20 protein-coding genes and 1 pseudogene are annotated in these 25,190 nt (G+C 58.9%); 9 read left to right on the top strand and 12 right to left on the bottom strand.

Going from position 1 to position 25,190, the window contains the following annotated elements; translation table 11 throughout:
- Nucleotides 1-75 precede the first annotated feature (75 nt).
- A complete protein-coding gene (locus HPC62_RS20835; protein ID WP_172358344.1) occupies nt 76-1,671 on the bottom strand; it encodes a NupC/NupG family nucleoside CNT transporter in 1,596 nt (531 codons plus the stop codon).
- A gap of 478 nt (nt 1,672-2,149) precedes the next feature.
- Between HPC62_RS20835 and HPC62_RS20840 the strand changes: the two are divergent.
- A pseudogene (locus HPC62_RS20840) lies at nt 2,150-2,392 on the top strand (hypothetical protein); the annotation flags it as partial.
- Between the two features lie 236 nt (nt 2,393-2,628).
- On the opposite strand, the gene HPC62_RS20845 reads toward HPC62_RS20840, so the two are convergent.
- Nucleotides 2,629-3,888 (bottom strand): inorganic phosphate transporter, encoded by a 1,260-nt coding sequence (locus tag HPC62_RS20845; protein ID WP_172358345.1) that lies wholly within the window; start codon nt 3,886-3,888, stop codon nt 2,629-2,631.
- 454 nt (nt 3,889-4,342) lie between these two features.
- On the opposite strand from HPC62_RS20845, the gene HPC62_RS20850 reads away from it, so the two are divergent.
- From HPC62_RS20850 to HPC62_RS20885, 7 genes are all read left to right on the top strand, one after another.
- Complete coding sequence (locus HPC62_RS20850) at nt 4,343-4,936, top strand: hypothetical protein (protein WP_172358346.1); 594 nt, start codon at nt 4,343-4,345, stop codon at nt 4,934-4,936.
- Between the two features lie 373 nt (nt 4,937-5,309).
- Nucleotides 5,310-5,834: an RNA polymerase sigma factor gene (locus HPC62_RS20855; RefSeq protein ID WP_172358347.1), complete on the top strand. Its 525-nt coding sequence runs from the start codon at nt 5,310-5,312 to the stop codon at nt 5,832-5,834.
- Nucleotides 5,835-6,136: 302 nt separating this feature from the next.
- Nucleotides 6,137-7,084, top strand: coding sequence for a phosphoribulokinase (locus HPC62_RS20860; RefSeq protein ID WP_172358348.1), 948 nt, complete (start codon nt 6,137-6,139; stop codon nt 7,082-7,084).
- 158 nt (nt 7,085-7,242) lie between these two features.
- On the top strand, nt 7,243-8,535 hold the full coding sequence (locus tag HPC62_RS20865) for a DUF4331 family protein (RefSeq protein ID WP_172358349.1): 1,293 nt from the start codon (nt 7,243-7,245) through the stop codon (nt 8,533-8,535).
- Between the two features lie 352 nt (nt 8,536-8,887).
- Nucleotides 8,888-10,303, top strand: a complete 1,416-nt coding sequence (locus tag HPC62_RS20870; protein ID WP_172358350.1) for a tetratricopeptide repeat protein — start codon at nt 8,888-8,890, stop codon at nt 10,301-10,303.
- A gap of 86 nt (nt 10,304-10,389) precedes the next feature.
- Nucleotides 10,390-12,243, top strand: a complete 1,854-nt coding sequence (locus HPC62_RS23240; RefSeq protein ID WP_216655302.1) for a nickel/cobalt transporter — start codon at nt 10,390-10,392, stop codon at nt 12,241-12,243.
- Nucleotides 12,244-12,493: 250 nt separating this feature from the next.
- The gene (locus tag HPC62_RS20885) at nt 12,494-12,928 is read left to right on the top strand and encodes a hypothetical protein (RefSeq protein WP_172358351.1); all 435 of its coding nucleotides are present in this window, start codon (nt 12,494-12,496) and stop codon (nt 12,926-12,928) included.
- A gap of 99 nt (nt 12,929-13,027) precedes the next feature.
- Here HPC62_RS20885 and HPC62_RS20890 read toward each other — a convergent pair whose 3' ends face one another.
- The gene (locus HPC62_RS20890) at nt 13,028-14,002 is read right to left on the bottom strand and encodes a lysylphosphatidylglycerol synthase domain-containing protein (RefSeq protein ID WP_172358352.1); all 975 of its coding nucleotides are present in this window, start codon (nt 14,000-14,002) and stop codon (nt 13,028-13,030) included.
- A 147-nt stretch (nt 14,003-14,149) separates the two neighbouring features.
- Nucleotides 14,150-16,174: a CHASE2 domain-containing protein gene (locus tag HPC62_RS20895; protein WP_172358353.1), complete on the bottom strand. Its 2,025-nt coding sequence runs from the start codon at nt 16,172-16,174 to the stop codon at nt 14,150-14,152.
- Nucleotides 16,175-16,264: 90 nt separating this feature from the next.
- On the opposite strand from HPC62_RS20895, the gene HPC62_RS20900 reads away from it, so the two are divergent.
- Nucleotides 16,265-16,930, top strand: coding sequence for an HAD family hydrolase (locus HPC62_RS20900; protein ID WP_172358354.1), 666 nt, complete (start codon nt 16,265-16,267; stop codon nt 16,928-16,930).
- Nucleotides 16,931-16,940: 10 nt separating this feature from the next.
- Here the strand turns inward: HPC62_RS20900 and HPC62_RS20905 are convergent, their stop codons facing one another.
- From HPC62_RS20905 to HPC62_RS20940, 8 genes are all read right to left on the bottom strand, one after another.
- The gene (locus HPC62_RS20905) at nt 16,941-17,927 is read right to left on the bottom strand and encodes a FecR family protein (protein ID WP_172358355.1); all 987 of its coding nucleotides are present in this window, start codon (nt 17,925-17,927) and stop codon (nt 16,941-16,943) included.
- 148 nt (nt 17,928-18,075) lie between these two features.
- A complete protein-coding gene (locus HPC62_RS20910) occupies nt 18,076-19,608 on the bottom strand; it encodes a DUF6745 domain-containing protein (protein WP_172358356.1) in 1,533 nt (510 codons plus the stop codon).
- 21 nt (nt 19,609-19,629) lie between these two features.
- A complete protein-coding gene (locus tag HPC62_RS20915) occupies nt 19,630-19,971 on the bottom strand; it encodes a hypothetical protein (protein ID WP_172358357.1) in 342 nt (113 codons plus the stop codon).
- Nucleotides 19,972-20,082: 111 nt separating this feature from the next.
- Nucleotides 20,083-20,799 (bottom strand): ribonuclease III, encoded by a 717-nt coding sequence (rnc, locus tag HPC62_RS20920; RefSeq protein WP_172358358.1) that lies wholly within the window; start codon nt 20,797-20,799, stop codon nt 20,083-20,085.
- Complete coding sequence (locus tag HPC62_RS20925; RefSeq protein ID WP_172358359.1) at nt 20,777-21,517, bottom strand: pentapeptide repeat-containing protein; 741 nt, start codon at nt 21,515-21,517, stop codon at nt 20,777-20,779. The genes rnc and HPC62_RS20925 overlap by 23 nt, the downstream gene beginning before the upstream one ends.
- Before the next feature lie 129 nt (nt 21,518-21,646).
- Complete coding sequence (locus HPC62_RS20930) at nt 21,647-23,089, bottom strand: DICT sensory domain-containing protein (protein WP_172358360.1); 1,443 nt, start codon at nt 23,087-23,089, stop codon at nt 21,647-21,649.
- A 71-nt stretch (nt 23,090-23,160) separates the two neighbouring features.
- Nucleotides 23,161-23,748: a gluconokinase gene (locus HPC62_RS20935; RefSeq protein WP_225906809.1), complete on the bottom strand. Its 588-nt coding sequence runs from the start codon at nt 23,746-23,748 to the stop codon at nt 23,161-23,163.
- Between the two features lie 5 nt (nt 23,749-23,753).
- Nucleotides 23,754-25,175 carry a BCD family MFS transporter gene (locus tag HPC62_RS20940; RefSeq protein WP_172358361.1) on the bottom strand — a complete coding sequence of 474 codons (1,422 nt, stop codon included), beginning with the start codon at nt 25,173-25,175 and terminating at the stop codon, nt 23,754-23,756.
- Nucleotides 25,176-25,190 lie beyond the last annotated feature (15 nt).

Raw genomic sequence — 25,190 nt, forward strand, 5'->3', positions numbered from 1 at the left:
CCGCTTGGCTGGAAATCAAGTCAAAGCTTCCCAAAAACCCAGAACACTTATCGCAAGTGCGGAAGTCCTGTTCTTTTAGGGCGTGGTTGGTGAGGGGCTAGCAGGAAGGGGCGCAGGGATGGTCTGCGCGGGAGCCGCCGGACTGGGTGCGGCAGGGCTGGCGGGGGTAGCCTGCGGCGCGGGTTCGTCGGGTGTGCCCAGGATGCTAGGGTTGCCCGTGTCGAATACGCCCGCCACGCAGGCAATCATCATGGTGGCCAGCGTGCCCACAAACAGCGCCTTCCAGCCCAGTTCGGAAATGTCTTTGCGGCGAGAGGGAATCAGCGCTGTGGTGCCGCCGACAAAGATGCCGACCGAGGCCAGGTGCGCGAAGCCAGAGAGGGCATAGCTGACGATTAACAAAGCGCGATCGCTCAACACGCCATCCCGCGAAGCAGCCGCCAGCGATTGGTAGGGCGGAATCGCTGTCTCAAACAGGCGACGACCGATAATCACCGACGAAGCCCAGAGTTCGCTCCAGTCGAGCGATACGCCCGTTAGCACTGTCAGCGGCAAAAACAGCGCCCCCAGGATGTTTTGCAGCGTAATCACCTGAAAGACGTTGCCAATGGGGCCAGGAATACTGGCCAATGCCCCAAAAAATTGGTTGACTAGATACACCAAACCCAGGATCAGAATCAGCACAGCGGCGATCGCCACGGCCATTTTCACCCCGTCTAGTGCGCCCACAATGGCGGCATCCAGCGGACTGACCCGCTCAATCGGTTCCCCCGCGACGGTTTCTTGATGCACGGGTTCCGTCCGCGCCACGCCTGCTTCAAAGTCTTCCACTTCTTCGTTCAGCGCCTGATCGAGCGATCGCTCATCGGGGATGCCGCCTGCGGTCACGGGCACGGTCCTTTCCGGCAGCAAAATCTTCGACAGCACAAAACATGCCGGAATCGCCATCACCGAGGCTGACACCAGATGCCCCAGGATATTGGGAAACACAGGCTTCAGGAAGCTCACGTAAATGGCCAGCGTAGACGAGGCCGCCGTGCCAAAGCAGCAGGCCAGAATCGCCAGTAGCTCGCTGCGGGTCATGCTGGCCAGAAACGGCTTCACCACGATCGCCGCCTCAATGCCCACAAAAATATTCGCCGCGCCGCTCAGGGATTCTGCCCCGCTCAGCCGCATCGCGCGATAGAAAATCCGAGCAAAAAAGTTCGTAACAACCTGGATGATCCCCAGGTTATAGAGCAGTGCCATCAGCCCCGAAAAGAAAATGACCGCTGGCAGCGCTCGAAACGCAAAAATATACCCCAACTGAATGCCACACAGCCCCGGCAGCACCTCTCCCGGCTGCGCTGGCGCACAGGTGCCCGATGCAGGCAGGGGCGACAGCACCAGCGGCTCCTGACCTGGCAGCGGCACGAACCGATTGCCAAACACAAACCGTGCGCCTGCGTCGGCTGCGTCAAAAATCACGTTCAGCAAATCGGTAAACCATTGCAGAAAAAGCTGCGTAATCGGAAAGGCAAACACCAAAAAGCCTAGAATCAACTGAAGCAAGATGCCCCAGATGACCACTCGCCAGGGGAAATATTTGGGATTGCGGTTTTCGGAAAACAGCCACGCGACTGCACACAGCCCGAAAATTCCAATGAAGGAGATTAAGTTCAGAATCGACATTTGAGGTTGTCCTCTCTGAGAGATATCCGGGTCGTCATGGTCATGCGGCTACATGCAGCTATTTAGGCAGCTATTTAGACTGACGCAATGTGCAACTTTGCCGATTCCCCCCACCCTGCATCCCTCTCCCAGAGCAGGAGAGAGACTTCAAGCCTCGCTTGCTCCCCTGCTCCCGACTGGGGAGGAGAGTTTGGAGCAGGAGGGCTGATTGAAAGTTGCACATCGCGCTAGACTGCGCTAAACCACCCGCTCAATCACCCGCTCGGTCACAAACTGAAGAATCGATAGGACGACCTGCTCGCGCAGTGGGTCGCACGGTGGGTCGCGCAATTCCAAATGGGGCAACTTGCTGACGGCCTCGCTTTGGATTTTACATAAGACGGGGGGAAAGGGATAAAAATTTCTGTGTGGGTTCACTGAAAATCCAGCCGCTTGACGAGTCGGATAGGATAGGGATATTCCTTTCCCACACCTGCTCATGGACGCTTTTGCTCTCGTGCCGCCCGACTGGACAGAGGCGGCAGTTCACGCCGTTGAGTTTTGTTGTCCAAGCTGCCGCTTGTCCTGCTCCGAAGCGCAGCAAGTGTGGATTAATCGGCGATCGCCCGTCTTTACCCATGACCATCGCCGCAAGTGGCAGGAATTTTATCACTGCGCCTGCGGGACGGCCTGGTGGGCCTGGAGCAGCGATCGCCCACCCACCGACCTCACGCCGCTAGAATCGCAGGGCGATCGCCCCGACACCACGCCGACCCTGTTTCCCGACTACCTGCTGGGCGGATTTGACGACCTGCCCGACGTTTATCAAGGTGAGTAGTTGCAAGGTGAATAGTTGCAAGGTGAGTAAAGGTGAGTAGTTGAAGAAGCAGGGGAGTCAGATCCGTCACGCGAGAAGCCGGATCGAAATCCCTCTTCCGCTCTGAGAGCGGGATTTAGAATGAGGGTGAAAAAGCTGCATCAATGCGTTAGGCTGATTAATCCCCAAAAAATTGCAGCGGCCAGTCCGCCACAAAGCGGAATCGTGCCCACCCACGCCAGACCGATCTGACGCACCATGCTCCAGTGAATCTGGCTGTTGCGCTGGGACAGACCAATCCCCACGACTGCGCCGACCAGCGCGTGGGACGTAGACACGGGCAGTCCCACCCGCGAGGCGATCAGCACGGTCGCGGCGGTGGCCAGTTCTGCACAGAGGCCGCTGCTGGGTCGCAGCGCGACAATGCCTTCGCCGATGGTGGCGATGACGCGCCCCCCCCACACCGCCAGCCCACCCACCATGCCCAGCGCCCCCAGCCCCAAAATCCACAGCGGTAGGATTGCCTCATCCCCGGCAGGCTGCGTCAGGTGGACAATTGTCGCCAAGGGCGCGATCGCATTGCCGACATCGTTTGAGCCGTGGGCAAAGGCGACAAAGCACGCGCTGATCAACTGGAATCGCGCCATGATCTGCTCGACAGGATTGACCAGCTTGACGGCAATCCCCTCCCCATTTTCTTCGGTAGGATTTGGCGCATCAGACAACGCCACAGGACGAGCGGCGATCGCGCTAAGGCCCAGAGTGGCGATCGCCCCGGTGGCCAGCGCCAGCGTGTGGGGCGGTAGGTTAATTTGGGCTGAAATGGCAGGTTGCAGCCCAGGCAGCACAATCAGCCCAAACCCGCTGACCAGCACCAAACTCAGCCAGGGTAGCCATTCATAGGTCTGCTGGAGCGGCTGCGGAGCCTGCAAGATGCCGCGCCGCAGAACGGTATAAACCCCAGCGGCGATCGCCCCGCTAATTAGCGGCGTGACCAGCCAAGTGAGGGAAATTTGACCCAGCAGGGACCCGTTCACGGAATGCAGACCGGATGCCGCCCAGCCAAACCCGGCGATCGCCCCCACAACGGCATGAGACGACGCGACGGGCAGCCCCAGCCGCGTGGCCAGATTAAGCCACAGCCCGCAAGTCAGCAGCACAGACACCATGCCCAGCACCAAAACCTGGGGCGTATCGGTGAACTGATCTGGACTGACCACGTCGCTGGCCAACGTGTCCACCACTCGCCGCCCAAACAGCACTGCTCCTGCAAACTCCAGCACTCCGGCGATCGCCAATGCCTGCCGCAGCGACACCGCTCCCGATCCAACCGACGTGCCCATTGAATTCGCCACATCGTTCGCGCCCAGGTTCCAGGCAACGTACAGGGCTAATCCACTGGCAATCACAATCCAAATCACGCTGCTTGCGCTCCACGCTACGGCTTAATGGCTTAATGGCTTAACGGCTTAATGGCTTAACAATGACAAGACGGCTGTCTATAGGCGGTCAATCACTCCTCACAGACTTTCCAGCATCAATTCTTCTGAGTCTCGCTAAGAATGAGATGACTGGAAGCCCCGCAGATGCCCGACCCCCGTCCAAAATCGCCCATCCAAAATCAAGAATCCCAAATCCACAGGACTTACGCACTTTCGATAAGTTTTCTGGACTTTGGACGATTTCTCGCGGGCTACGCCTGCAAGAAATCGTCCAACTGCGTAAGTCCCAATCAAGAATCGGTGCAATGCCTGACCTCGAAATATTCCGACAACATTATTGAGAATTGCAAATAACCCCCCTTAAGCTCTCACAATTTCAGGATTCAGCGTTAACGTAAGGGGCAGTTTCTCCCCCGTGTCTCTGGGTTTCGGCGTGACTCGAAAAACCAAGTCAACCCGTAAGTCGTCTTCGAGCAGCGCAACCTCTCCGGCTGCGGTGCCTCGGCGATCGCTCAAGCGGGCGAGTCAGGCGTTGACTGCGCTCCCCGACACCCCCCCCGAACCGGCAAAGGAGTGGTCAATTCGAGAGGCGATCGCCTTGCTGCAAGACGTGATCCTCGCCGCCCTCGACAAAGGCTATAGCCAGGAAGATGTGGCTGCGCTGCTCAACCAGGCAGGAATTCCCGTCTCCCCGTCGTCTTTGCGCTATTACCTGACCCGGCTCAAGCAGTCGGCTGCATCTCGGACTGCGCCCGTGCGCTCCAGGCCCGCTGGACAGAAACCCAAACAGCAGGCCCGTGCGATCGCCCCCGCCGCACCTGCGATCTCACCCCCAGACCCCACACCCCCCGCAGAAGCCCCTGCAAACCGCCCCCCTGCAAATCACTCCGCCTCAAACCGTTCTGTCGAAAATGTCATCGCCTACCTGCTCGATAAACCCGAAACACCCCCGCTAAGAGCAACCGATATCGCTCCAACTCAGAAGTCGTCAACCTCCGAGCAAAAACGCAAAAAGCGAAAGAGATAACCTTGTTACCGTTTTGCTGAACGCGGGCGCGAACGGGTCACAGCGTCCCTCAAATATCCCGTTCCCTGCCAAAGGAATAGCCTTGCCTCAGCAGCGAGACTGTGAAGAAGAGGCGGAGTTGACACGGCAAAAAGCAAATCAATCAAGATTGGATCAGGAAAATTGATAGAAATTGTTCGCTTTTGGATACACTAAGTTATCCACTTTGCAACCCCCACTGCAACCTGCTCAATTGGGAATCGCCGACTCCAAGAACAGCGTACGAATAGCGTACGAATAGAACCGCTGAATAGAGCGGCGAATCGATTCTGATCACCTCTGACCCTCAGCCTGACCGCAGAAACACTCGCTCATTGACCCAACCTTTACCACTATGACTACCACCAAAAAACGCCTTCCCGGCACTGTCCTGGTTCAGCAAGAATCCATCGAACAGGCCACCAGCCTGCTGGAACAACTCCCCGAAAAGCCCAAAGAAGTTTGGTCTCTGCGGGAAGCCATCGAGCTGCTGCAAGACTCCATTTCAACCGCGCTCGACCGTGGCTATAGCCATGAGGAAATTGCTGCGCTGCTAGCCGATAAGAACATCAAAATCAGCGTCTCTTCCCTCAAACGCTATCTGGCTTCCACCAAAAAGGACAAATCGGGCACTGCAGGCAAAACTCGCCGCCGCCGCAGCACCGCCGTTCAGAAAAAAGCCGTGACCGAGGCCGCTGCCGCGCTGCCAGAGGTCGAACCTGCCGCGTCCGAAGAACCCGCTGCCACCCCCAAAAAGCGCGGCCCCCGCACCAGCAGCACGCGCAGCACCACCGCCGCCAAAACCAAGTCTCCCCGCACTTCGACCAAGACGAAGACCACTTCTACAACCTCGACTCGCGGCCGTAAAAAACAGGCCTAGAGCAGCCGGGAAACATCCGCAACGATGCAATACGCTTCTGTGGGTCAGTGTCTCTGCGGGATCAACGTTTCGCAGGTATTTTCTATTAGGTTACGGCTAGGTTACAGCAATTTTGTACATTTGCTACCGTTCACGCTACCTCTCAAGAGGAACGTTGCAAAATCTTACCTATCTCTGCAGAAGCCTTGCGCTGAGTCCCCCAGACGCTAATAATTGGGGCTATTCGTGAACTCGATCGCCTAGCTTCGGTCACTGGCGCAAAGCGTTGGTGGGGGCTGGTGATTGCGCTTTTAGGAGGCTCCATGTCCCACCGACCTATCATCCTTGGCATTGTTGGCGATAGTGCCGCCGGAAAGACGACGTTGACTCGCGGCATCGCGCAGGTGCTCGGCGAAAACGATGTGACCGTCATCTGCACCGACGACTATCACCGCTACGACCGCAAACAGCGGGCTGAGCTGGGAATTTCTGCCCTACATCCCGACTGCAATTATCTCGACATTATTCAGCAGCACCTCTCGCTGCTGCGGACGGGACAGCCCATTTTAAAGCCGATTTATAACCACAGCAGCGGCACCTTCGACCCGCCAGAGTATATCAAACCTAAGCGATTTGTAATTGTGGAAGGGCTGCTGGGCTATGCCACGCGAGGAATGCGCGACAGCTACGATGTTAAAGTTTATTTGGCTCCGCCGGAAGACCTGCGCCACACCTGGAAGATAAACCGCGATACCCGCAAGCGTGGCTATACCCGTGAGCAGGTCATCAAGCAAATCCAGCAGCGCGAGTCGGACTCAGAAGCCTTTATTCGGCCGCAGCGGCAGTGGGCGGATGTCGTAGTGAGCTTCTATCCGCCCAGCGATAACTTAACGCAGGATGAACTGCTGCTGGCGGTGCGGCTGGTGCTGCGTCCCACGATTCCCCATCCAGATTTCAGCAGCATTATTGGCGACGGAGAACATGCAGGCGGTGCGGTGCGGCTGGGGCTAGACCGCGACATGGGCAAGCCTGTGGACGTAATGGAGATCGATGCCCACGCTACAGCAGAGCAGGTGCGAGATCTGGAGCGCAGCCTGTGCCAGGAGGTGCCCTACTTGGGTCAGTTTTGCAGTCTGGAGGGCAATCCTGGAATTGGCAAGCTGATTGGCACCACTGGAGAGACGCTGCAAAGCTATCCACTCGCCATTACTCAACTGCTGATTACTTATCACATGCTGAAGGCTGCGAACGTTTCTGCAAACGTTGCCTGACGGTGAGATTCTAAATGGCATTCTAAAAATCAGGAAATTTTGGTTCGTGAGATCCATTCTGATTTGACCTCCGTATTTGTGTCTAGAGCGCCAACCCCCTTCCCCGGATAGGCGTTTTTATAAGCCTTGCTCTAGGCACATTAGGAGTCAATTAAACTATGGAACCCCCCTCCGAGATCGCAGTTTGTACTTTCTTACAGCGGCTTATCCCCCGCCGATCTGGGCTAAGGCGGGCGATCGCCCTCAGCACTCTCGCAGGCTGCCTTTCGATCACCGCACTGGGTCTGACGAGTGGCTTGCAGCCTGCACCGCTACAGGCCTCTGACCACGATGACGGCGATATCGACGTTCGCAGCCGCGCCCTCAGCCTGACCGATCTCTACGTCTTTCGGGAAATTGACCAAAACACGGCGGCCCGTGCGGGCGACCTGATCTTGGTGCTAAACACGAACCCGCGATCGCTCGCTCGCCAGCAATACTACTTCAGCAGCAACGCTCAGTACGACATCAAGATTGCGCGAGTTGCCAATGTCAACAATGCCCCCGTACCTCAGCCCGATCTGACGCTGCGGTTCACCTTCTCGCCTCCCAATAAAGGCAATCGCCAGGTCGTCACCCTGACCACCATCGACAGCAGCGGGCAGACCAGCAGCACCAATACCACCACCAGCGGCGGCCGCATTCTCACCACGTCCATCACCGATGCGGCCCCTCGGCTCAATACCGTGCGGGTGCGGGGCGCTAATCTCACGGTTTTTGCGGGGTTGCGCGAAGATCCCTTCTTTTTTGACGTGGAGGCCTACTTCCGCGTGCGGGCGGCGGTCGCAGGCTTTGGCCCAGCAGCGAGCTTCCGTTCGCCCGACACCGCCCTCGACTTTACCAAAGGGTACAACGTCAACACTATCGTCGTGCGGGTGCCGCAGCAGCTCCTAGCAGGCGGCAGAGCGGTCAACACCTTCGACCTCTGGGGCACGATCAACATCCGCGACCCCCGCACAGGTCAATTTACCCAGGTGGAGCAGATTGCCCGGCCCGGCATCAACGAACTGCTGACCACTGGCTCCCAAACCATCTACGAAACCTATAACCGGACGCAGCCTGCCCGGTTTAACTCATCCGACAGCACCGTAATTCGAAACAACATCACAGCCGTTCTGAAACTGGTGGGCAACAACGACACGCGGGCAAACGCGCTGGTGCGGGCGCTGCTGCCAGACGTAATGCGGATTGACACCACGGTCCCCAGCGGCTATGGCAACAAGTTCAATGCGCTGGGTTCCCCGGCAGCAGGCCGGCGGCTGCTGGATGACGTGGTAGATGCGTCGCTAAACATCGTAACCAACGGGGCTATTACCACCGACAATGTTTCCTACAACGGCACACCCGGCAATCCGGCGCAGGGGCATCAGCCGCTGGCGACCACTTTCCCCTATTTAGCACCACCCAATTAGGGTAGGACTGACGCAGTTGCGATCAGTCCTGTAGAGGTTAGGGGTGAGGGTGAGAGTTTCTCTCTCAGCGCCAGATCAGGGAGTTAAGGTGTTTCTCCTGATAGGCTTCGATTCCTGTTCTCACCGGGCAAGATTCCCCAACCCCTGAACCAGGGCACTAATATACTTCACGCAGCAATTTCAGCCCTCACCTTAAATCCCTCTCCCAGAGCGGGCGAGGGACTTCAACCCCATATCTAGCTCCCCTTCTCCCCGCTTGGGAGAAGGGGTTGGGGGATGAGGGCAGTAAGTTTGCTGTCTCAAGTCTGTTAGTGCCTAAACCAGGGCAGCTTTTCAAGCTAAAGGAATTGTCATGAACACGCTGAATAGTTTGAGTTCCAGCAGGCGGGGATGGCTGCTGGCGGCGGTGGGATTGTCGGCCACCAGTGCCGTGCTGTGGTTCACGCAGGCAGGCGGGCCGGCACTAAATCGACTGGGCGATCGCCCTTCTCGCCATCTCGATGCCCCCTACCGCTACCCGTTTTTCGTTAGCACCTCCGGCAGCGCAACGGCACGACTAGAGCAGGAAATTGCCCATTTTCAGGAGCGCGTCCGGCAGATGCCTGCCCAGAGCGTAGCGCAAGGACTGGAGCAGTCGGCGCTGGCGCTGGGCTATTTGAAAATGGCGCGGCTGACAGGGCAAAGCCACTGGTATCTGCTGGCAGACCAGACGGCGCAGGAGGCGCTAAGGTCCATGCCAGAACACCCAGAGGCGATCGCCGTGTTGGCACGGGTGGCAGAGGCACGGCACGACTTTGATCAAGCACTGGCGCTGGCAGTACAACTGGATGGGTCGAAAGAGGCGCTGAGCGTCCAGGCAGCGGTGCATCTGGCAAGAGGCAACCTGGTAGCAGCGGCTGAGGCGGGCGATCGCCTCGTTGATCAAACCCTGAGTCCAGCCGCCTTTACCCAACAAGCGCTAGTGCGGGCAGCCCAAGGAGACGATGAGGGCGCATTGCAAAGTTTCCAATACGCCCTAGAGGTTGAGGAAGCAGGCGATCTCGGCAGTGCCGCCCGCACGCGCACGCTGCTCGGCCGGTTCTATTACGAACGGGGACAGCTTGATTTGGCGCGGGGTCTGTATCATGAGGCGCTGCGAATTTTGCCGAGTTACCTGCCCGCCCGCCTGAACCTGGCCCAGTTGGCGCTGCGGCAGGGGCGCTATGGGCTGGCGGCACAATACTATCGCCAGGTCGAGGACATGGGCAGCGCCGCGACAGTTTACGAACCGCTGGTGCAGCGGGGACAGGCCCGACTGAAGCCCCTGCAACACCAGCCCGCCCAGGCAGAAATCCACTGGGCAAACGCCGAACTGCAACTGCGGCAAACGCTGGCAGAGACATCGGCGGATTCTAGCGCCTTTGGCTTTGGGCATCGGCGTGACCTGGCGCGATTGCTGCTGGAGCGGGGCCGCCCAGAAGACACCGCCGAGGCGCTGGCGCTGATGGAAGCGGAGGTCAAGCAGCGGCGCGACGCAGACACGCTCGATACCTACGCCTGGGCGCTGGCACAGATGGGGCGCTGGCAGGAGGCTAGGGAGGTGGTTCAAGCGGCGATCGCCCTGGGCACTCGTGATGCAGCCCTGTGCGATCGCGCCGCCCAAATCGAGGAAGCCCTGGGCAACCCAGCGCAGGCCGCCGCCTATCGCCAGCAAATGCTTGAGATCGATCCCCAATTTGATCAAAACGCACGTCATGCCGCTGGTCTAGGCATAGGCTTGGGCGGCTAGCGAAATGACATTCATCGTTTGTATTTGCGGATCAGTTCTATTCTCTTCTACTGCATGGATTCATGCATTGATCTATGGATAAACTCATGCGTAAACCAGGTCGCTCTCGATACTGGGCGTTGTTCTCTGGAGTCGTCACAGTGATGCTGTGGCTGGGACTGGCGGCTCCTGGGCAGGCCCACTGGGCAGATTTGTCCGTTGCGGAAGTGCGCGTGGCAGAATCCACTGTGGAAATGATGCTCACCTATCCAACCGGGCTAACGGCGTTTGCCGATGGCGATCGCAACGGTCAACTCTCTCCCCAGGAAGTGCGCGACCATGCCACCACGCTACAGGCGTTTTTGGGCAGCCAGATTCGGATGCTGGATGGCGATCGCCGCCCCGGTACGCTCACCCTGGAACCGCTGGAAGCCAATGCACCTTTGCCTAACAGCGTCCGCCTCGCGCCAAACACCACCCACAGCACGCTACGCCTTACCTTTGCCTGGCCCCAGCCTGTTCAGGGGGTGCAAATTCACTACGGCCTGTTCCTGCCCGATGTGCCCACGGCAAGCTGCCTGACCACAATTCTACAAAACGGGCGGCTGCGGACGTTTCTGTTTACCCCAAGGCAACAAACCCTGGCCCTTGCGCCAGGACTGCCCGGACTCGGCACAGGGGAACTGCTGCTGGCGATCGCCGGAGCGTTTCTCTGGGGCGCGATTCACTCCATGTCGCCAGGGCACGGCAAAACGATCGTCGGCGCTTATCTGGTAGGCGAACGCGCCACGCCCAAACATGCAGTATTCCTAGCGCTGACGACCACCATCACCCATACCCTCGGCGTGTTTGCGCTGGGGCTAGCGACGCTGTTCGCGGCTCAGTACGTGCTTCCAGAGCAGCTTTATCCCTGGCTAAGTCTGGCATCGGGCGCGATGGTGGTTGGGATTGGTCTGAATCTGCTGCATCGTCGGCTACGTTCAAAACCCGATTCGCATCAGCATGACCTAGTACATCATAATCTGCATTCCAGCTTGAGTTCCAAATCACCGTCTAGCAGTCATTTCCATTCACATCCTCAGCCTCATAAATCTCATAAGTCTGCCGAGCCTAATCAAGTGTATTCAGAAGATCATTATCATTCACAGAATTTGGTTCATGTGCCTGCCCTGGTTCGTGCTCACGATTCCTACAGGCTGCAAAAAAATCCGCGTGGGCTTCCCCATAGCCGTTCTCCTGAACATTCCCACTGTGCTTCTCAGGACGATCGAGGAGATTCTCATAAGCATCCTAATAGCCATGCCTATGGAAATTCCCATGAACATTCTCATAGACATCCGTATGAGAATTTCCATAAATCTTCTCGCGAGGATAGTCTTGAGTACCCGAATGAGCCTGTTTGCCAGCCTTCTCATGAGCATTCGCAGGAGTCCTCTCACAAGCATTCCCGTGAGCATTCTCATGAATACTCCCACGGACATTCCCAGAGGCATTCCCATAAATACTCCCAGGAGCATTCTCATGAACACTCCCGCGGACATTCTCATGAACACTCCCGCGGACATTCTCATGAACACTCCCGCGGACATTCTCATGAACACTCTCAGGGGCATTCTCATCTGCCGCCCGGAGCGGATGGTGAACCTGTGACTTGGCGCAGTCTGGTAGCGCTTGGCGTTTCGGGAGGGCTGGTGCCCTGTCCGGCGGCGCTGGTGCTGCTGCTGAGCGCGATCGCCCTGGGTAAAACTGGGTTTGGGCTAGTGCTGGTGCTGGCTTTTAGCCTGGGGCTGGCAGGCGTGCTGACGGGGTTGGGGCTGCTGCTGGTGCGGGCCAAGCACTGGTTTTGGCGAGTGCCTACGCCCCAGCGGTGGACGCATATCTTACCCTTGGTTAGCGCGGCGGGCATTACGCTGCTGGGCGTGGGGATTTCGCTTAAGGCGCTTACGCAACTATTGCTGTGAGGTGCTGTGAGGGTGATTTTGGATTTTGGATTGGCGATTTTGGATTTTGGACTGGCGATTTCCGTAGATTAAGTAGGTAGACATTAATAAACATAAACCCCAAAGATCCTGCGCCGCCGGCTGCGCGGGCGGCGCAGGGTTCAGGATCTGTTTTTTAATCTGATCCATCTACTTATTTTGACGATTGTTTGACCGGATTTTTGAGAACGTGACTGCAATTTCATCGTGAGTAAATTCTGAGCAAACTCCTATGCTGAAATACATCCTGTTGGTGCTGTCTGGTGCTGGGGCGATCGCCCTTCTTCCGCAAGCCACCCTCAGCAATCCGCTTGATAACCGCGACCTGTCTTGCTATATGGAAACCAGCAGCGGGCAAGTGCTGGATCTGAATCGACTGTGTGGCAACTCGACTCGTCCTCCGGCTGCTGCGCCCTATCCAGTCAGTCCGATGTCTCGTCCGCCCTCTCTTAACAATCCTGGCAGTAATGGCGGTAGCACGACTCCGACGGGCCGCGACCCGGACTTGTTGCTCAACGAAGAGCCACTTTCCGCCACGCCGATCGAGGATGAGCCTTACTTTACGCCCGTTGTTCCCATCTATGACACGGCGGGTGCCAATAGCCGCATCAGCGTGAACAACGGTCGGTGCGTGGTGCTGGATGCACAGGGTCGCCGCTGCCCATAGCACGCTCCCGCTTGCATCCAGTTGTCTTGGCGAAACAATTCTGGCTGCTGCTGGGGTTGAAAGATGATTACCAAGCGATCGCCCGTGTGGGTTGCCCTGCTAGTGTGGACGCTGGACTCCCAGTTCTCGCCATGCCAGCGCCGCGCCGATGGCCTCTGCCAGCGTGCTGATCAGCCGATAGAGGGCGACAACGCTGAGCAGAATGGCGGGCGCAAGCTGGTTGCCCAGGAGGGCAATCGCCGTTGCCTCGAACACGCCAATGCCGCCCGGTGCGCCAGGAATCACCAGTCCCAGCAGCCACGCAAAGCTGAACCCGCTGATCAGCGGCAGCCATTGGGCCGGCGCAACGGGCTGCAAGGCCAGGGCGATCGCCACGAACCCCAGCCCCCGCAGCGCCACAAACAGGAGTTCTCCCAGCAGCGGCCGCAGGGGATAGCGCTTGAGCTGCCAGGGTTTAGCCTCAGATGGCACAGAAGACGGCGCAGAAGACGGCGCGGAATCTGCCAAATCTGCGGCGGCATCAGCCGTCTTTTTGCCCCTGCCCTTGAGCCGCCGCAGCACGGACAGCACTGGATTTAGCACGCGGGGATGCACGCCTGCCAGCACGATGACCAGACTCAGCGCCTGCACGCTCCAGTTTGCCTGCCGAATTCCCACTAGCCCCAGCATCAGGGCCGCCGCCGCCATCAGCAGCGGTTCCAGCAGCACGCTGAGGGTCGCCGCACCCAGGGAAATGCCGCGCTTCTGCGACGCGACCACCCGCCCATAGAGATGCCAGACGTTTCCCGGCAGATACTTGGCAATGTTGGTTTTCAGGTAGGTGCGCGTGGCCCAGAGCGCCGGAACGGGCTGAGCCAAATCGCCCAAAATCCAGCCCCAGACCCAACCCGTCCAGAGATGGGCGATGAGGGTGATCAGCAGGGCGATCGCCAGCAGCCTCCAGCCCGCCCCCTCGATCCGAATCTGCGCGACCTCTGCCCAGTGTCGCCGCACCGCCTGCGCCAAAAAGAACAGCGCCCCGCCGAAAATGGCCCAGCGGAGGAAATCTTTGGGGCGGAGGTTTATAGATGGCATTGGGGAAGAACGAAGAGGGAAGAGGGAAGAACGAAGAGGGAAGAGGGAAGAACGAAGAGGGAAGAATGGGTTTTCGTTTTTTGGTTTTCGTTCTTCGTTCTTCGTTTTTTGGCTTTCGTTCCATCATCTCATCATCCCTTCCCCCCCTTAACTCCGCATCTCCTCAAACCCTTTGAACGCCCGCAGCCGTTCGTGGACGGTGTGATACAGCGTTGGGTCGTCGCCTTTGAAGCCGACGAGGCTGTAGAGCATTACCTTTTCGTCTTTGCGCCCTTTGAGTTCCTGTGCGCCAATGGGAACGACTTCCACCTGATCTTGCACCAGGGCGTAGAGGGAGTCGGTGATCAGGATGTCAGTCCAGAAGTTGCGGGTGAGGGCTTCGACGCGGCTGGCAATGTTCACGGCATCGCCAATCAGGGCAAATTCGCGGCGGCGGATGGAGCCGATGTCTCCAGCGATCGCCTCGCCAAAGTTGATCCCCACGCCGTTGAACAGGATCGGTTTGCCTGCCCGCTGCCACTCGGCTTGCAGAACGGAGAGCGATCGCCGCATCGCCAGCGCCGCCCGAATCGCGTTCAGCGCATCGGTTTCTGCACCGTGGGAAATGGGCGAGCCAAACTCCGCCATAATCGCGTCGCCGATGAACTTGTCAATCGTGCCACCTGCTGCCAGGATTGCCTCCACCATTGCATTCAGGTATTCGTTAAGCTGCTCAAGCAATGCTTCTGGCTCTAGCTCCAGCGAGAGCGTGGTGAAGCTGCGAATGTCGCAAAACATCACCGCCGCCTGCACCCGCCGCCCTTTCAGGAGGGACTGAAAATCGCTGGAATGGTGTGTCAAAATTTCCTGCACGATGGGCGCGGCGACGTAGCGCTCTAGGGTGGTTCGCAGGCGACGACGCTCAAGCTGGGTATGGATCGTGCCCGTGGTGAGGCAGGTTGCGCCGCTGAGGAAGAGGCCCAAGCAGGGCACGGCTACGGGCCAGATCTGCTGTCCTGCGGTGAAGCTGAGGTAGCCGATCGTGCCCCAGAGGGCGATCGCCCCCACCGCCAGACTCATCTGCATCACGGGCTGCCGAATCAGCGCCATGAGCGCCAGCCCGCCGCCCCCCACCAGCGCCAGCACAAACCAGCCCCGCTCCTGCGCCGTCGGCAAGGCACTCTGAATCACGCGGTCTTGCATCAGCGTGGCGATGGCATTGGCGTGAATTTCCACCCCCGGCATCGTTTCCGAAAAGGGCGTGGGAATAAAGTCATTGCCGACATCGTTGGACAGCGGCCCAATTAGCACAATTGCATCCTGAAACGTCCCCTGGCGCTGGTGAACGGCCCAGTTTGTGGGGTCGAGGACATGCCAGAAGGGAACCCGCCGAAACGTCGTCGGCGGCCCGTAGTAGAAAATGTCGCCCGTGGTCACCGCCGGAATTTCAAGCTGGGCCGCCCGCAGCGTCGCCACCGCAAAGGAATCCAGCCCCTCGCCTATGCCCTGGGGTTGCAGCACTTCGGCAATCAGATTGTCTGACAACTGGTACACCCGCTTGTCGGCATCGCGCAAAAAGTTAATCAGCCCAATTTGCGTCATCGCCGCACCAAAGTCGGGATTGGGCATCACGATCTGGCTCTGTTCGCCGCCGTCGGGCGTGCCAAACACCTCATAGTTTGCCGCCAGCACCGCCCGCCCCGGATGCCGCCGGAGCACCGCCGCAAGCTGGCGATCGTCCGCTGGACCATACAGGCTGGGATCGGTCAGCACCAGATCGACAGACACCGCCCGCGCTCCGTTGTCTAGCAGCCGATCGATCACTTGGGCATAGGCTGCCCGCTGCCAGGGCCAAATCTCAATCGGAGCCAGTTCGGGATAGCGGTCGGGGTCTGCCTGCACGTCTGCTCCCCGCGCCAGCGATTCCTGGTCGATCGCCAGAATTACGATATTGGCAGGTGGCTCTACCTGGCCCCGCAGCCGAAAGAACAACACCTGCGCCTGTCGCTCCATCCACTGCACCGTGCCCAGGTCAACGCCCGTGGCGATCGCCCCCGTCACCGCCCACAGGCCAATTAGCCCATAGCCCAACACCTGCCAGGGCGATTGCGCTAGGGGTGCTTGGTCTGCCGGGGTCGTTTCGGAACGCAGCGCGGGCAAGGGTCGAACGCGGCGCAGTGGTTTGAAAAACATGGTGAATCACCCTTAACCGTAGAATGAGAGCGGCCTCGTGCCGTGCGATCGCCATTTGCCAAACGAAGGACACCCAGCAGAATCATCCGCATGATCAAAGCCATCATTTTTGACCTGGATAACTGCCTCAGTGCGGCTGATGAACCCGGAGCCGAACTCCTAGAGCCTGTATTTGACGCAATTCGGCAAGCCAATCAGGGAACCTTGCCCGACGACGTTCTGGAAGCCGCGCTGGGCGACTGCTGGTATCATGCGCTCGACTTTGTGGCCAAAAAACACGACTTCTCAGACGAGATGCTGGCGGCGGGGCAGGCCGTGATTTCGCAAACTCGCGTTAGCACGCCGATGCGGGGCTACGGCGATCTGCACGTCCTAGCAGAACTGCGGGGTGACCCACTGCCGATGCTGTTTCTGGTTACGTCGGGCTTTCGCCCGCTTCAGGACAGCAAGATTAAGGCGCTGAGCATGGAGCAGCCTTTCGAGCAGTGGTTTACCGGGATCTACATCGATGCAGTTGATGACCCCAACCGCACTAGCAAGCAGGACATTTTTCAAGCCATCCTAAACGCCCATCAGTTCTGCCCTGCTGAGGCGCTGGTGGTAGGGGACAATCCTGACTCGGAACTGGCCGCGGGCGATCGCCTTGGCATCCCCACAGTGCAAATCCTCCGTCCTGGCGTGGCCCCCACCAATCTTGCGACCCATCACATCCGCACCCTGCACGAACTCAAAGCGCTCGTTGCAGCCCAGACCTAGAAAACCAGACTTAGAAAAACGGTATCCGCAGCCCCGGCACAGGCAGCCCCGGCACTCCTGGCAGCGACAGCCCTGGATAGATCCGCTGAAGCGTACTCTGAATCGCAGCGTACCCCGGCAGCGATTGCAAATAGCCGTTGAACAGGCTGCCCGACAGAATGGCGTTAATTTCTTCTAGCGTGATGTCTTCGACCGGGCCCAGGGGCGAGCCGCGCCGCGTGGCGACCTTTTGCCCCGCCGACAGCACAACCGTATTCTCTGGATCGGCTGACTCTGTAACCGGACTGGGCAACGGACTGGGCAAGGGACTGGGCGAGGGGCTAGGGCTGGGCCGGGTGGACGGAATCCCCAGGCTGGGTCTGCGAGGCAGCGAAAGCTGTTTAGTGCCTCGCCGAAAGCGCGATCGCCCTTCTAGTCGCTCCATCAGGGAACTGGGTTCTATAAAGCCAGCCTCGTTCTTCGTCACCACGACCTCACCTTCCAGCACCTTGATTTCCTCTCGCCCGTCGTCGTCCACCTCCAGAATGTAGGTCGTGCCGCGCACCCCCGCCGTTACAGACGACGTACAGCCGTTTACCGCGCCATTCACCAGCAGCACACCACGCTGAAGCTGAGCGCATTGCCCCACCGTCAGCACCGAGTTATTGGACAGCCGCGCCACAGCCCCAGTATTAAAATTGACCTGGGCACGGGCCCGACCCGTCCGCACCTGCTGCCCTCGGTTGGCCACATCGTTGACCCGCGCCTGCCGATTTTGAATAAACACCTGATTGCCGTCCAGCACTTCTGTAATGGTGCCGCGCGTGACGCTGGTCTGCGCCTCCGATACCTGCGCCACTGCCCCCATCACCAGCACCACCCAAAACCCGATCAGCAGGCTCGACACGAAGCGCCGCCGCAGCCCGAAAATTTGCCCGAAAACTCGTCCCAAAATTTGCCCGAAAACCTGACCCGAAACCCGTTCCAGAAACCCGATCGAGGATTTTCGATAAGGCATGATTGCACCTGCACATCTACAGAACTCCACTGATCCATTCAGGCATTTGCCAGGGGATTCCGTGAAAAACTTCCGTAAATTTTGGGAGATGCTTCAGTAAACTTTTGGATGTTTTTTACACTGCGATCGCCATTTTGCGATCGGTGGCTCAGGCTTCAATGGCAAAGTCGGTTGGGTCGATGTCCCAGTTGACCCAGCGGGCAGCTTCGCGGGCGGTTCGCAGGGTCGGCGGCACTCGAAGGACGTGAATTTGCCGGGTGCTGGGACAGGTCATCTGGAGCAGCAAAAACGGCTCCACGTCTGGATGGGTCGGGATGCGGCAAAGCACGTACTCGCGCCAGCAATCGACGCTGCGAGACTGGAGTGTGCGGGCGATGCGCTCATAGCCAATGCCTTGAATCAAAATCTGGCGCAGGGTTGCGTTGGTTTCTTGGAGGAGCCAGCGGGGCTGCCAGTGGGCAATGGGAGTCTGTCCATACTTGGGCGGCAGGAAAACCCCGTGATGTGCATAGAGGCGTGCGCCATCGGCAAAGGCGAGGGCAGGCTGTCCGTCTGCGTGGAAGCGGCCCTGGCGATCGCACTTGAGGCAGATGGGGCGATCGCCCACCCAGCAGGTTCGTCCCCCTGCGATCACATAGCCCGTGGATTGCATCAGGTGGCGCAGCGCCTTCCAGCGAACCGGGTCAGGCTGATAGCCCAGTTCCGCCTCGCAAAAATCCAGCATCGTGAAATAGGGAGCCAGCAGGCTAATTTCCAGCGAGAATCGTGCTAGCAACTGAGCGTTACGCCATGAGCCGTTGGATAGCACAAATTGCCATTGAGCCTCCGTCCACAGGCGTTGATCAGCTCGTCGAGCCTGCGCCTGCCAGTCCTCAAAATCACGACGATTCAAAAAGTCTCTGGCGAAGTGCGAGCTATAAAGTTCATCCTGGGGGCGATCGCTATTAATGCAGATCTGCCAGACGGCTCGCAACATCGACTCCGGAAACTGCCAGTGGAGCCTCTGAAATTCCCACAGTATCCAGACTTGCCAGAAGTTAATCCCGTGCAGGGGCGATCGCCAGTCCGTGCCAACCCAATCAGCCACTTGCCGCCATTTGGGGTCGGCTTGCGCCCTGGGGCTGCGGAACCCCGACTGATAGACGGAGCGCTCGGTACATTTCAGAAAATGGCGATCGCAGACTGTGGTCACCAGAGCGCTCACAGACGAACACAAAACGCCCAACAAAAACATTGCGGCAATTCCAGCAGGCAGCGTTCCCCATAGGGTAATGCGGGTCAGCAGCCTGAGAGAATCATCCACCGCTTTTCCTTCAAGTTCAGACACCGCAGCAGTCAGCAGACACCTGATAAACACCACCGCCCCGCCGCCCCAGATTGTGCCGACGACGATTGCCACCCCTATTGTTGATACCCACTCTTCCCAGTTAGAGCGCATTTTTTGCAATCGCTGGCCCAGTGGGCGATAGGTCAGCGCATCGGTCATCGCGCTGATCACCCCTGGGCACACCACAACATTAGGGGCTGGCTGCCCAAACGCCGCATAAAACTCCAGCACGCGCTCTGTCACCTGCTTGGCATCGACGGGTTGCGTTGTATGGGCCAGGTCAACCCACTTTTGGCGGCAAGCTTGCAAGCGCGATCGCTGTTCAGGCGTAAGCGGAGTCCGCAGATCGGTCATGGCTGGAATCCTCTCGCTCGGCTAATCTTCCACAGAACGAAAAACGACCTGCTGCTGTTCCGTTCCCACATACTCGCGCTGAATCCGAACCTGCCAAAGGCCCCTTGGAATATCAATCGGCTTGTGTTCTTCGTGGACTAATCGGGCAGACTCCGACCGGACACTGAGATACAACGTGCCATTGCGTTCGTATAGCTCCGCCTCGCCGTCCGCAATGCGGTGTCGATGTCCAGTCACCTCTCCTTCTGCCAGCGTCAAATGGTTCAGTCTTTGCGCTCGGTCTAACAGGGCGGGTTGCCGCTGTGCCAACTCGCTGGACTCCACAGGGGTCAAAATCACATCACCCTGGCGAATCGGATTCATACCACTTCCTCCAAATCAAAATTCTCGAAACCTGCGGCGCAAGTTTCAAGCACCTATTGAGTGCAGGCAGAAGGGTTATGCCTCTGGCTGAATGCGATGGGTCTCATCCAGCTAAAGCGGAGGCTGTTGGCTTAGCTTGAGATAGGCCTGTTGTGCCGCCGCCTGCTCCGCTGCTTTTTTAGACTGGCCCTTCCCGATTCCCACACACTGATCCTGAATCCAAACCTCTGCGACAAAGCGCTCCGGATCGCCGTAGTCTTGCCCTACTTCGGTCACGCGATATTCTGGCAGGGCGCGATAGCGACTTTGGGTAATTTCTTGCAGTGCGCCTTTGTGATTTTGGCGGGTGGGGTCTTGGGCAATGTCAGCGGCGATCGCCCGGAAGTGGCCATCTAGCCACGGGCGAATTAGGCTGAGATCCTGGGTGCTGAGGTAAAACGCCGCCACCATTGCCTCTAGCGCGTCTGCCAGACGGGTTTCTCTGCCCACCGGATTTGCATAGGCAGCGGCTCCCATCAGCAAGTAGCGCTCCAGGTTGTACTGATCAGCGATGGTAGCCAACGTGCGATCGCTCACCATGATGCCCCGAAACGCCGACAGTTCTCCCTCCGGCAGCTTAGGATATAGCTCATATAGCAGTTCCGCCGCCGCCAGCTTCACCACCGCATCGCCCACAAACTCCAGGCGCTCATAGTTCTTGCTAGCCGAAGCCGTCGCATGGGTCAGCGCCTGATCCAGCAGCCCCAAGTCCACCGGAGCCATTGCAGACAGACCCAGCTTTTGCATCAACCCACGCAGTTTCGTTTCACGAGAAGGATGGAGAACCATTTGTCACGCTTCCCTCTTCGTTCTTCCCTCTCCCCTCTTCGTTCTTCCCTCTCCCCTCTTCGTTCTTCCCTCTCCCCTCTTCGTTCTTCCCATCCAGCCTCGTCCCCCGCACGCAGGCCCCCGACAGATTTGCCCCGTCCAGGTTCGCGCCTTCTAGTTCAGCGCAGAGCAGGTTTGCGCCGACCGCGTTGGCTCCAGCCAGGTTCGCGTCCTGGAGGTCGGCAGATTCCAGGTTCGCTTCGGTTAACACTGCGCCTTGCAGGTTTGCCTGCCGCAGGTTGGCGTGTTGCAAATTGGCGTTGCTGAGGTTTGCGCCGCGCAGGTCTGCCCCGCGCAGATCGACCCCGCTCAGGTTCACGCCCATCAGGTTGGCACCGCTGAGGAATGCGCCCGTGAACACGGCACGGGTGAGATTTGCCTGCATCAGGTTTGCGCCGCGCAGGTTGCTGCCGCGCAGGTCGGCCTCGCTGAGGTTGGTCTGCATCAGGTTTGCGCCGAGAAAATTGGCCCGCAGGTCGGCGCGGCTGAGGTCGCAGCCCATCAGGTTTGCCCCGTCGAGCCGCGCCCCGCTCAGTTTGGCGACAGTGAGGCTGGCTCCGGTGAGGTTGGCTCCGGCCAAGTTTACCCGCGACAGGTCTGCGCCTGCCAGGTCTTCGTCTTGCAGGTCGGCTCCTGCAAGCTGCTTTAGGGTTCCGGCGTGGATTTCTTTAATGTTCATGGGCGGTTCAGAGCGTTCAAACCGGGACGTGATGCAAAGGGGGACAGGATGCAAACCGGGGCACTATGTAAATTAGACACTATGCAAATTGGGCACTGTGCAAACCAGAACCCTGTGCAAACCAGGATGCTAAGGCGCTTCGACAGGACTGGAAAGTTGCGACAGCCCCAGCACATCCTCCTCCGAGTGGGAGTCGAGTAGCCACAGTCCAGAGGCGATTTTGGGCAATGCCGCAGGCAGGCTGAGTCCTTGCTGGATTCCGGCAATCAGCAGCGACAGTGTTTCCACCAGCTTGGGATCCCATTGCTGGCCCTGTTCGGCTTTGCACTGGTCGAGGGCGATGGTCAGGTTTTGCAGGGGGTCGGCGCTGGGCTGGGCATTGAGATGGGTGACGTGGGCTTGAAAGGCGATCGCCAGCCCCAGGATTCTCGACTCTAGGGGAATTTCATCGCCGCGTAGCCCGGCCGGATAGCCACGCCCATCCCAGCGTTCGGTGTGGTGAGCGAGAATGGTGGCGATCGCCTTCAGACGGTTCATCCGCCGCAGCAATTGGGTTCCCGGAATCAGCGGACAGGCCAGGGGCACCGTCGCGTCTTCGTCATACCGAGACGACGCGCCCGGACTTAGCACGGGCCCCCCCGACTCGATCCGCGCAATGCGGTGCAGCAGGCTGGCCAACTGGAGCCGATGAAGTTGCCAAGCAGGGAGGTCGAGCAAATTCCCCATCGCCTCGGTGAGCGTCGCCACTTCGGCGGCGGCCATCGGGTTGCTGAGGTCTGTCAGGTCGATCAGTTGGGCAATTCGCAAATAGGCTTGCAGCTCGTTGGAAATCAGGTTGTCGTTGACCGAGAAGCGATCGCGAAACTCTGCCTGGGGGTCTGCCGCCTGATGGGTTTGCAGATAGTCCACCACCCGCGTCACGATGTCGCCCAGGTTGTCGGCTGTGGGGGAGCTGCAGAGCGCGTCGACCTGCTGGACTTGGGCGGCGATCGCGCTGAGTTGCTGGGTCAACTGCTGCTGAAGCTGGGGGTTATAGCGGCCAATGTGGGCGATCGCCAGTTCCGCCGTTTCCAGCACCAGCGACGGCTCAAAGGTCCATAGTCCGTAGAACTTGCGCTCTAGGTCATGGGTCGGCACGCCTGCTTTGAGATAGTCTGCTTCCGCCAACTCCTGGCACAGCACCATTGCCGTATAGTCTGGCGAAACGATAATCAAATGCCACTCCTGCGCCACCGGGTCGGCATCCTCCAGGCTGACCAGCGCCACGTTGTCCCGCTGGCTGGTGGGGTGTTCGGCAAAGCCCGCATCGTCTGCTGCCAGAATCACGATCTGCGGAGACTTTTCGGCGATCTGCCCATAGCGGTCGGCTTCCTGCAAATACCACTTGCCCCGCTGAAATGCCGTAATCATCAGCGGCGAGTAGTCATGCTCCAAAATCGAGTCTTCTAGCGCGTGGCATAGGGCGACGAGCGTGTTTTTGTAATAAACTCCAAAGTTGAGCGGGCGCTTGCCCTGAGACTGGCTGCCTTGGTGAGCATCCCTCAACTGTTGCAAGATTGATCCGGTTAGCATCCTGGCGATTGGCGGTGGTGCAAGACTTCTTGCTTCGATTCTCGCAGACTTTTCCGGTTCATAGGAAATCTCTATGGGTCGCGTTTGGGACTCTCTGGGTGGAGGCGCTGCCACCAGGGGAGATTGAGAGCCGGAAACTGCTGGGTTGCCTGACGGAGCCAGTCTGCCACGATGGCATCGGGGGGCAAACTGCCGTCGATTCGGATGACGGCCTCTTCGGCAGACACAGGTTCAAAGGCGGCAAGCTGGCTATTTAGCATTTCCAGCTTCATGTAGTGGTTCAGGCGATTGGATAGCCGCCGCTCTAGCTCTGCTGGGGGCACATCCAGCCAAACCAACTGCACCCCACCGGGCGCGGCGAGTTGGGTACGGTAGGCCCGCTTGAGGGCAGAGCAGGTGATTACGGTTTCGCGGCGGAGGGCGATCGCCCGCTGAATGTCGTCCTGCATATCCAGCAACCACTGGCGGCGATCGCCCTCGTCGAGCGGAATCTGGGCTTGCATTTTGGCGATATTGGCTGGGGAATGGCGGCGATCGCCCTCCAGAAAATCGCACTCTAGCCACTGCGCCAGCCGCCGCCCCACGACGGTCTTGCCGGAACCTGCGACACCCATGACGATCCAGACGATGGGGAATTGGGGCATGGATTGAAGCCTCATAGAGCCTAATCCAGCTCTTGCTGAAGCACAGCGGCGATCGCCTCTTTGGCTTTGAGCTGAAACTCCTGCACGTTCACCCGATCCAGCAGGCGCACGGCAAATAGCATTCCCAAAATGGGCAGGGCAAACACAAAGCTGTAGGCGAGGACGGGCGACCCAAACAGCACCCGCCCCGCATCCAGCGCCGCACCGCCCAGCACCGCCGCCACCGCCCGCGACATGGCCTGCGCCAGCCCCCACGCGCCGACGAACGTACCCGCCGTTTCTGCCGCAGTCAAATCCAGCATCAGGCTAATTGCGCCGTTGGTCGTCACGCCGGAGGCTAGTCCAAAAATCAGCATCGCCAGGTTCAGCATCCGAGGATTGGCCGAAAAGCCCGCCAGGATGATCAGCACAAAGCTGGCGGCGACAGCATAGCAGCCCAGTTTTGCGGTGCGGTGTTTGCCAATGCGCGGCACGATCAGAAAGCCCGTCGTGGCAATGCCGATCAGCGTGCCCAGTCCCCAAAAGGCGTTGAGCCGGGTGGATTCGGCAATAGACATACCAAACACCTCGCCGCCGTAAGGTTCCAGCACCGACTCCTGCAAAAACAGGCTGAGGGTCATCATCATCAAAAAGCTGAAGAATAGCCCCGTCTGGCGGCTAGCGGTTAGCACCTTGAGCGATCGCCCCAGGGTAATGCTGTCTTCCCGGTCGGCAATCATCGAGCGCGATCGATAGCGCGAAAAGGTCTTTTCAACGCCCCAGGTGGCAATTAGCGTCAGCCCAAACACGATTGCTGGAATGATTAGAAAGATCCGGTTAATCGAAGCCCGCACCAGTTCTAGGGGAGCGTCCGAGTCGATCTGTCGCAGCAGCCCGCTAGAGGCGATCGCCCCCACAATAATCCCCACCATCAGCATCGACCAGACAATGCCCACCAGCTTCGGACGGTTGTCTTCATCCGACACATCCACCAGCAGCGCCGTAAAAGGCGTAGAACTGGCGCTAATGGCCAGCCCATACAGCGCAAACACCAGCGCCAGCAGCGCAATCCACGCATAGGTCGCAAAGCCCCAGCCCGCTGCTTGGATGCTGTTGTTTAGCCGCCACACCACCTGAACCGCCAGAAACGAAGCCGTGGTAAACAGCGCCGCCCCCAGCCAGACGTAGCCGGTGCGGTGGCTCTGGCCCAGCGGTTTGGAATCGGACAGTTGCCCAAACCACACCCGCGATGGCGCAACAAACTGGTTCATGGCGATGGTCGCCGCTACGATGGTTGCGGGCAGGGCCAGTTCTTTGATCATGACGCGGTTCAGCACGCCCAGCGTCAGCAGCGACATAATGCCCAGGCCCATCTGAAACAGACCCAGCCGAAACATGGTGGGTAGCCCCAGCTTGACCGTCGGTTGAGCCACTGCCGAGCTTATAAACTCTCCTTTAGCCATGAATGTGTCCTAGCA

This window comes from Thermoleptolyngbya sichuanensis A183 (assembly GCF_013177315.1).
Lineage (GTDB): Bacteria > Cyanobacteriota > Cyanobacteriia > Elainellales > Elainellaceae > Thermoleptolyngbya > Thermoleptolyngbya sichuanensis.

Excerpts from the sequence above, each read along its gene's own strand:
- HPC62_RS20835 (WP_172358344.1), bottom strand. The coding sequence starts at position 1,671 with ATGTCGATTCTGAACTTAATCTCCTTCATTGGAATTTTCGGGCTGTGT.
- HPC62_RS20855 (WP_172358347.1), top strand. The coding sequence starts at position 5,310 with ATGACTACCACCAAAAAACGCCTTCCCGGCACTGTCCTGGTTCAGCAA.
- HPC62_RS20860 (WP_172358348.1), top strand. The coding sequence starts at position 6,137 with ATGTCCCACCGACCTATCATCCTTGGCATTGTTGGCGATAGTGCCGCC.
- HPC62_RS20865 (WP_172358349.1), top strand. The coding sequence starts at position 7,243 with ATGGAACCCCCCTCCGAGATCGCAGTTTGTACTTTCTTACAGCGGCTT.
- HPC62_RS20870 (WP_172358350.1), top strand. The coding sequence starts at position 8,888 with ATGAACACGCTGAATAGTTTGAGTTCCAGCAGGCGGGGATGGCTGCTG.
- HPC62_RS23240 (WP_216655302.1), top strand. The coding sequence starts at position 10,390 with ATGCGTAAACCAGGTCGCTCTCGATACTGGGCGTTGTTCTCTGGAGTC.
- HPC62_RS20885 (WP_172358351.1), top strand. The coding sequence starts at position 12,494 with ATGCTGAAATACATCCTGTTGGTGCTGTCTGGTGCTGGGGCGATCGCC.
- HPC62_RS20890 (WP_172358352.1), bottom strand. The coding sequence starts at position 14,002 with ATGCCATCTATAAACCTCCGCCCCAAAGATTTCCTCCGCTGGGCCATT.
- HPC62_RS20895 (WP_172358353.1), bottom strand. The coding sequence starts at position 16,174 with ATGTTTTTCAAACCACTGCGCCGCGTTCGACCCTTGCCCGCGCTGCGT.
- HPC62_RS20900 (WP_172358354.1), top strand. The coding sequence starts at position 16,265 with ATGATCAAAGCCATCATTTTTGACCTGGATAACTGCCTCAGTGCGGCT.
- HPC62_RS20905 (WP_172358355.1), bottom strand. The coding sequence starts at position 17,927 with ATGCCTTATCGAAAATCCTCGATCGGGTTTCTGGAACGGGTTTCGGGT.
- HPC62_RS20910 (WP_172358356.1), bottom strand. The coding sequence starts at position 19,608 with ATGACCGATCTGCGGACTCCGCTTACGCCTGAACAGCGATCGCGCTTG.
- HPC62_RS20915 (WP_172358357.1), bottom strand. The coding sequence starts at position 19,971 with ATGAATCCGATTCGCCAGGGTGATGTGATTTTGACCCCTGTGGAGTCC.
- rnc (WP_172358358.1), bottom strand. The coding sequence starts at position 20,799 with ATGGTTCTCCATCCTTCTCGTGAAACGAAACTGCGTGGGTTGATGCAA.
- HPC62_RS20925 (WP_172358359.1), bottom strand. The coding sequence starts at position 21,517 with ATGAACATTAAAGAAATCCACGCCGGAACCCTAAAGCAGCTTGCAGGA.
- HPC62_RS20930 (WP_172358360.1), bottom strand. The coding sequence starts at position 23,089 with ATGCTAACCGGATCAATCTTGCAACAGTTGAGGGATGCTCACCAAGGC.
- HPC62_RS20935 (WP_225906809.1), bottom strand. The coding sequence starts at position 23,748 with ATGAGGCTTCAATCCATGCCCCAATTCCCCATCGTCTGGATCGTCATG.
- HPC62_RS20940 (WP_172358361.1), bottom strand. The coding sequence starts at position 25,175 with ATGGCTAAAGGAGAGTTTATAAGCTCGGCAGTGGCTCAACCGACGGTC.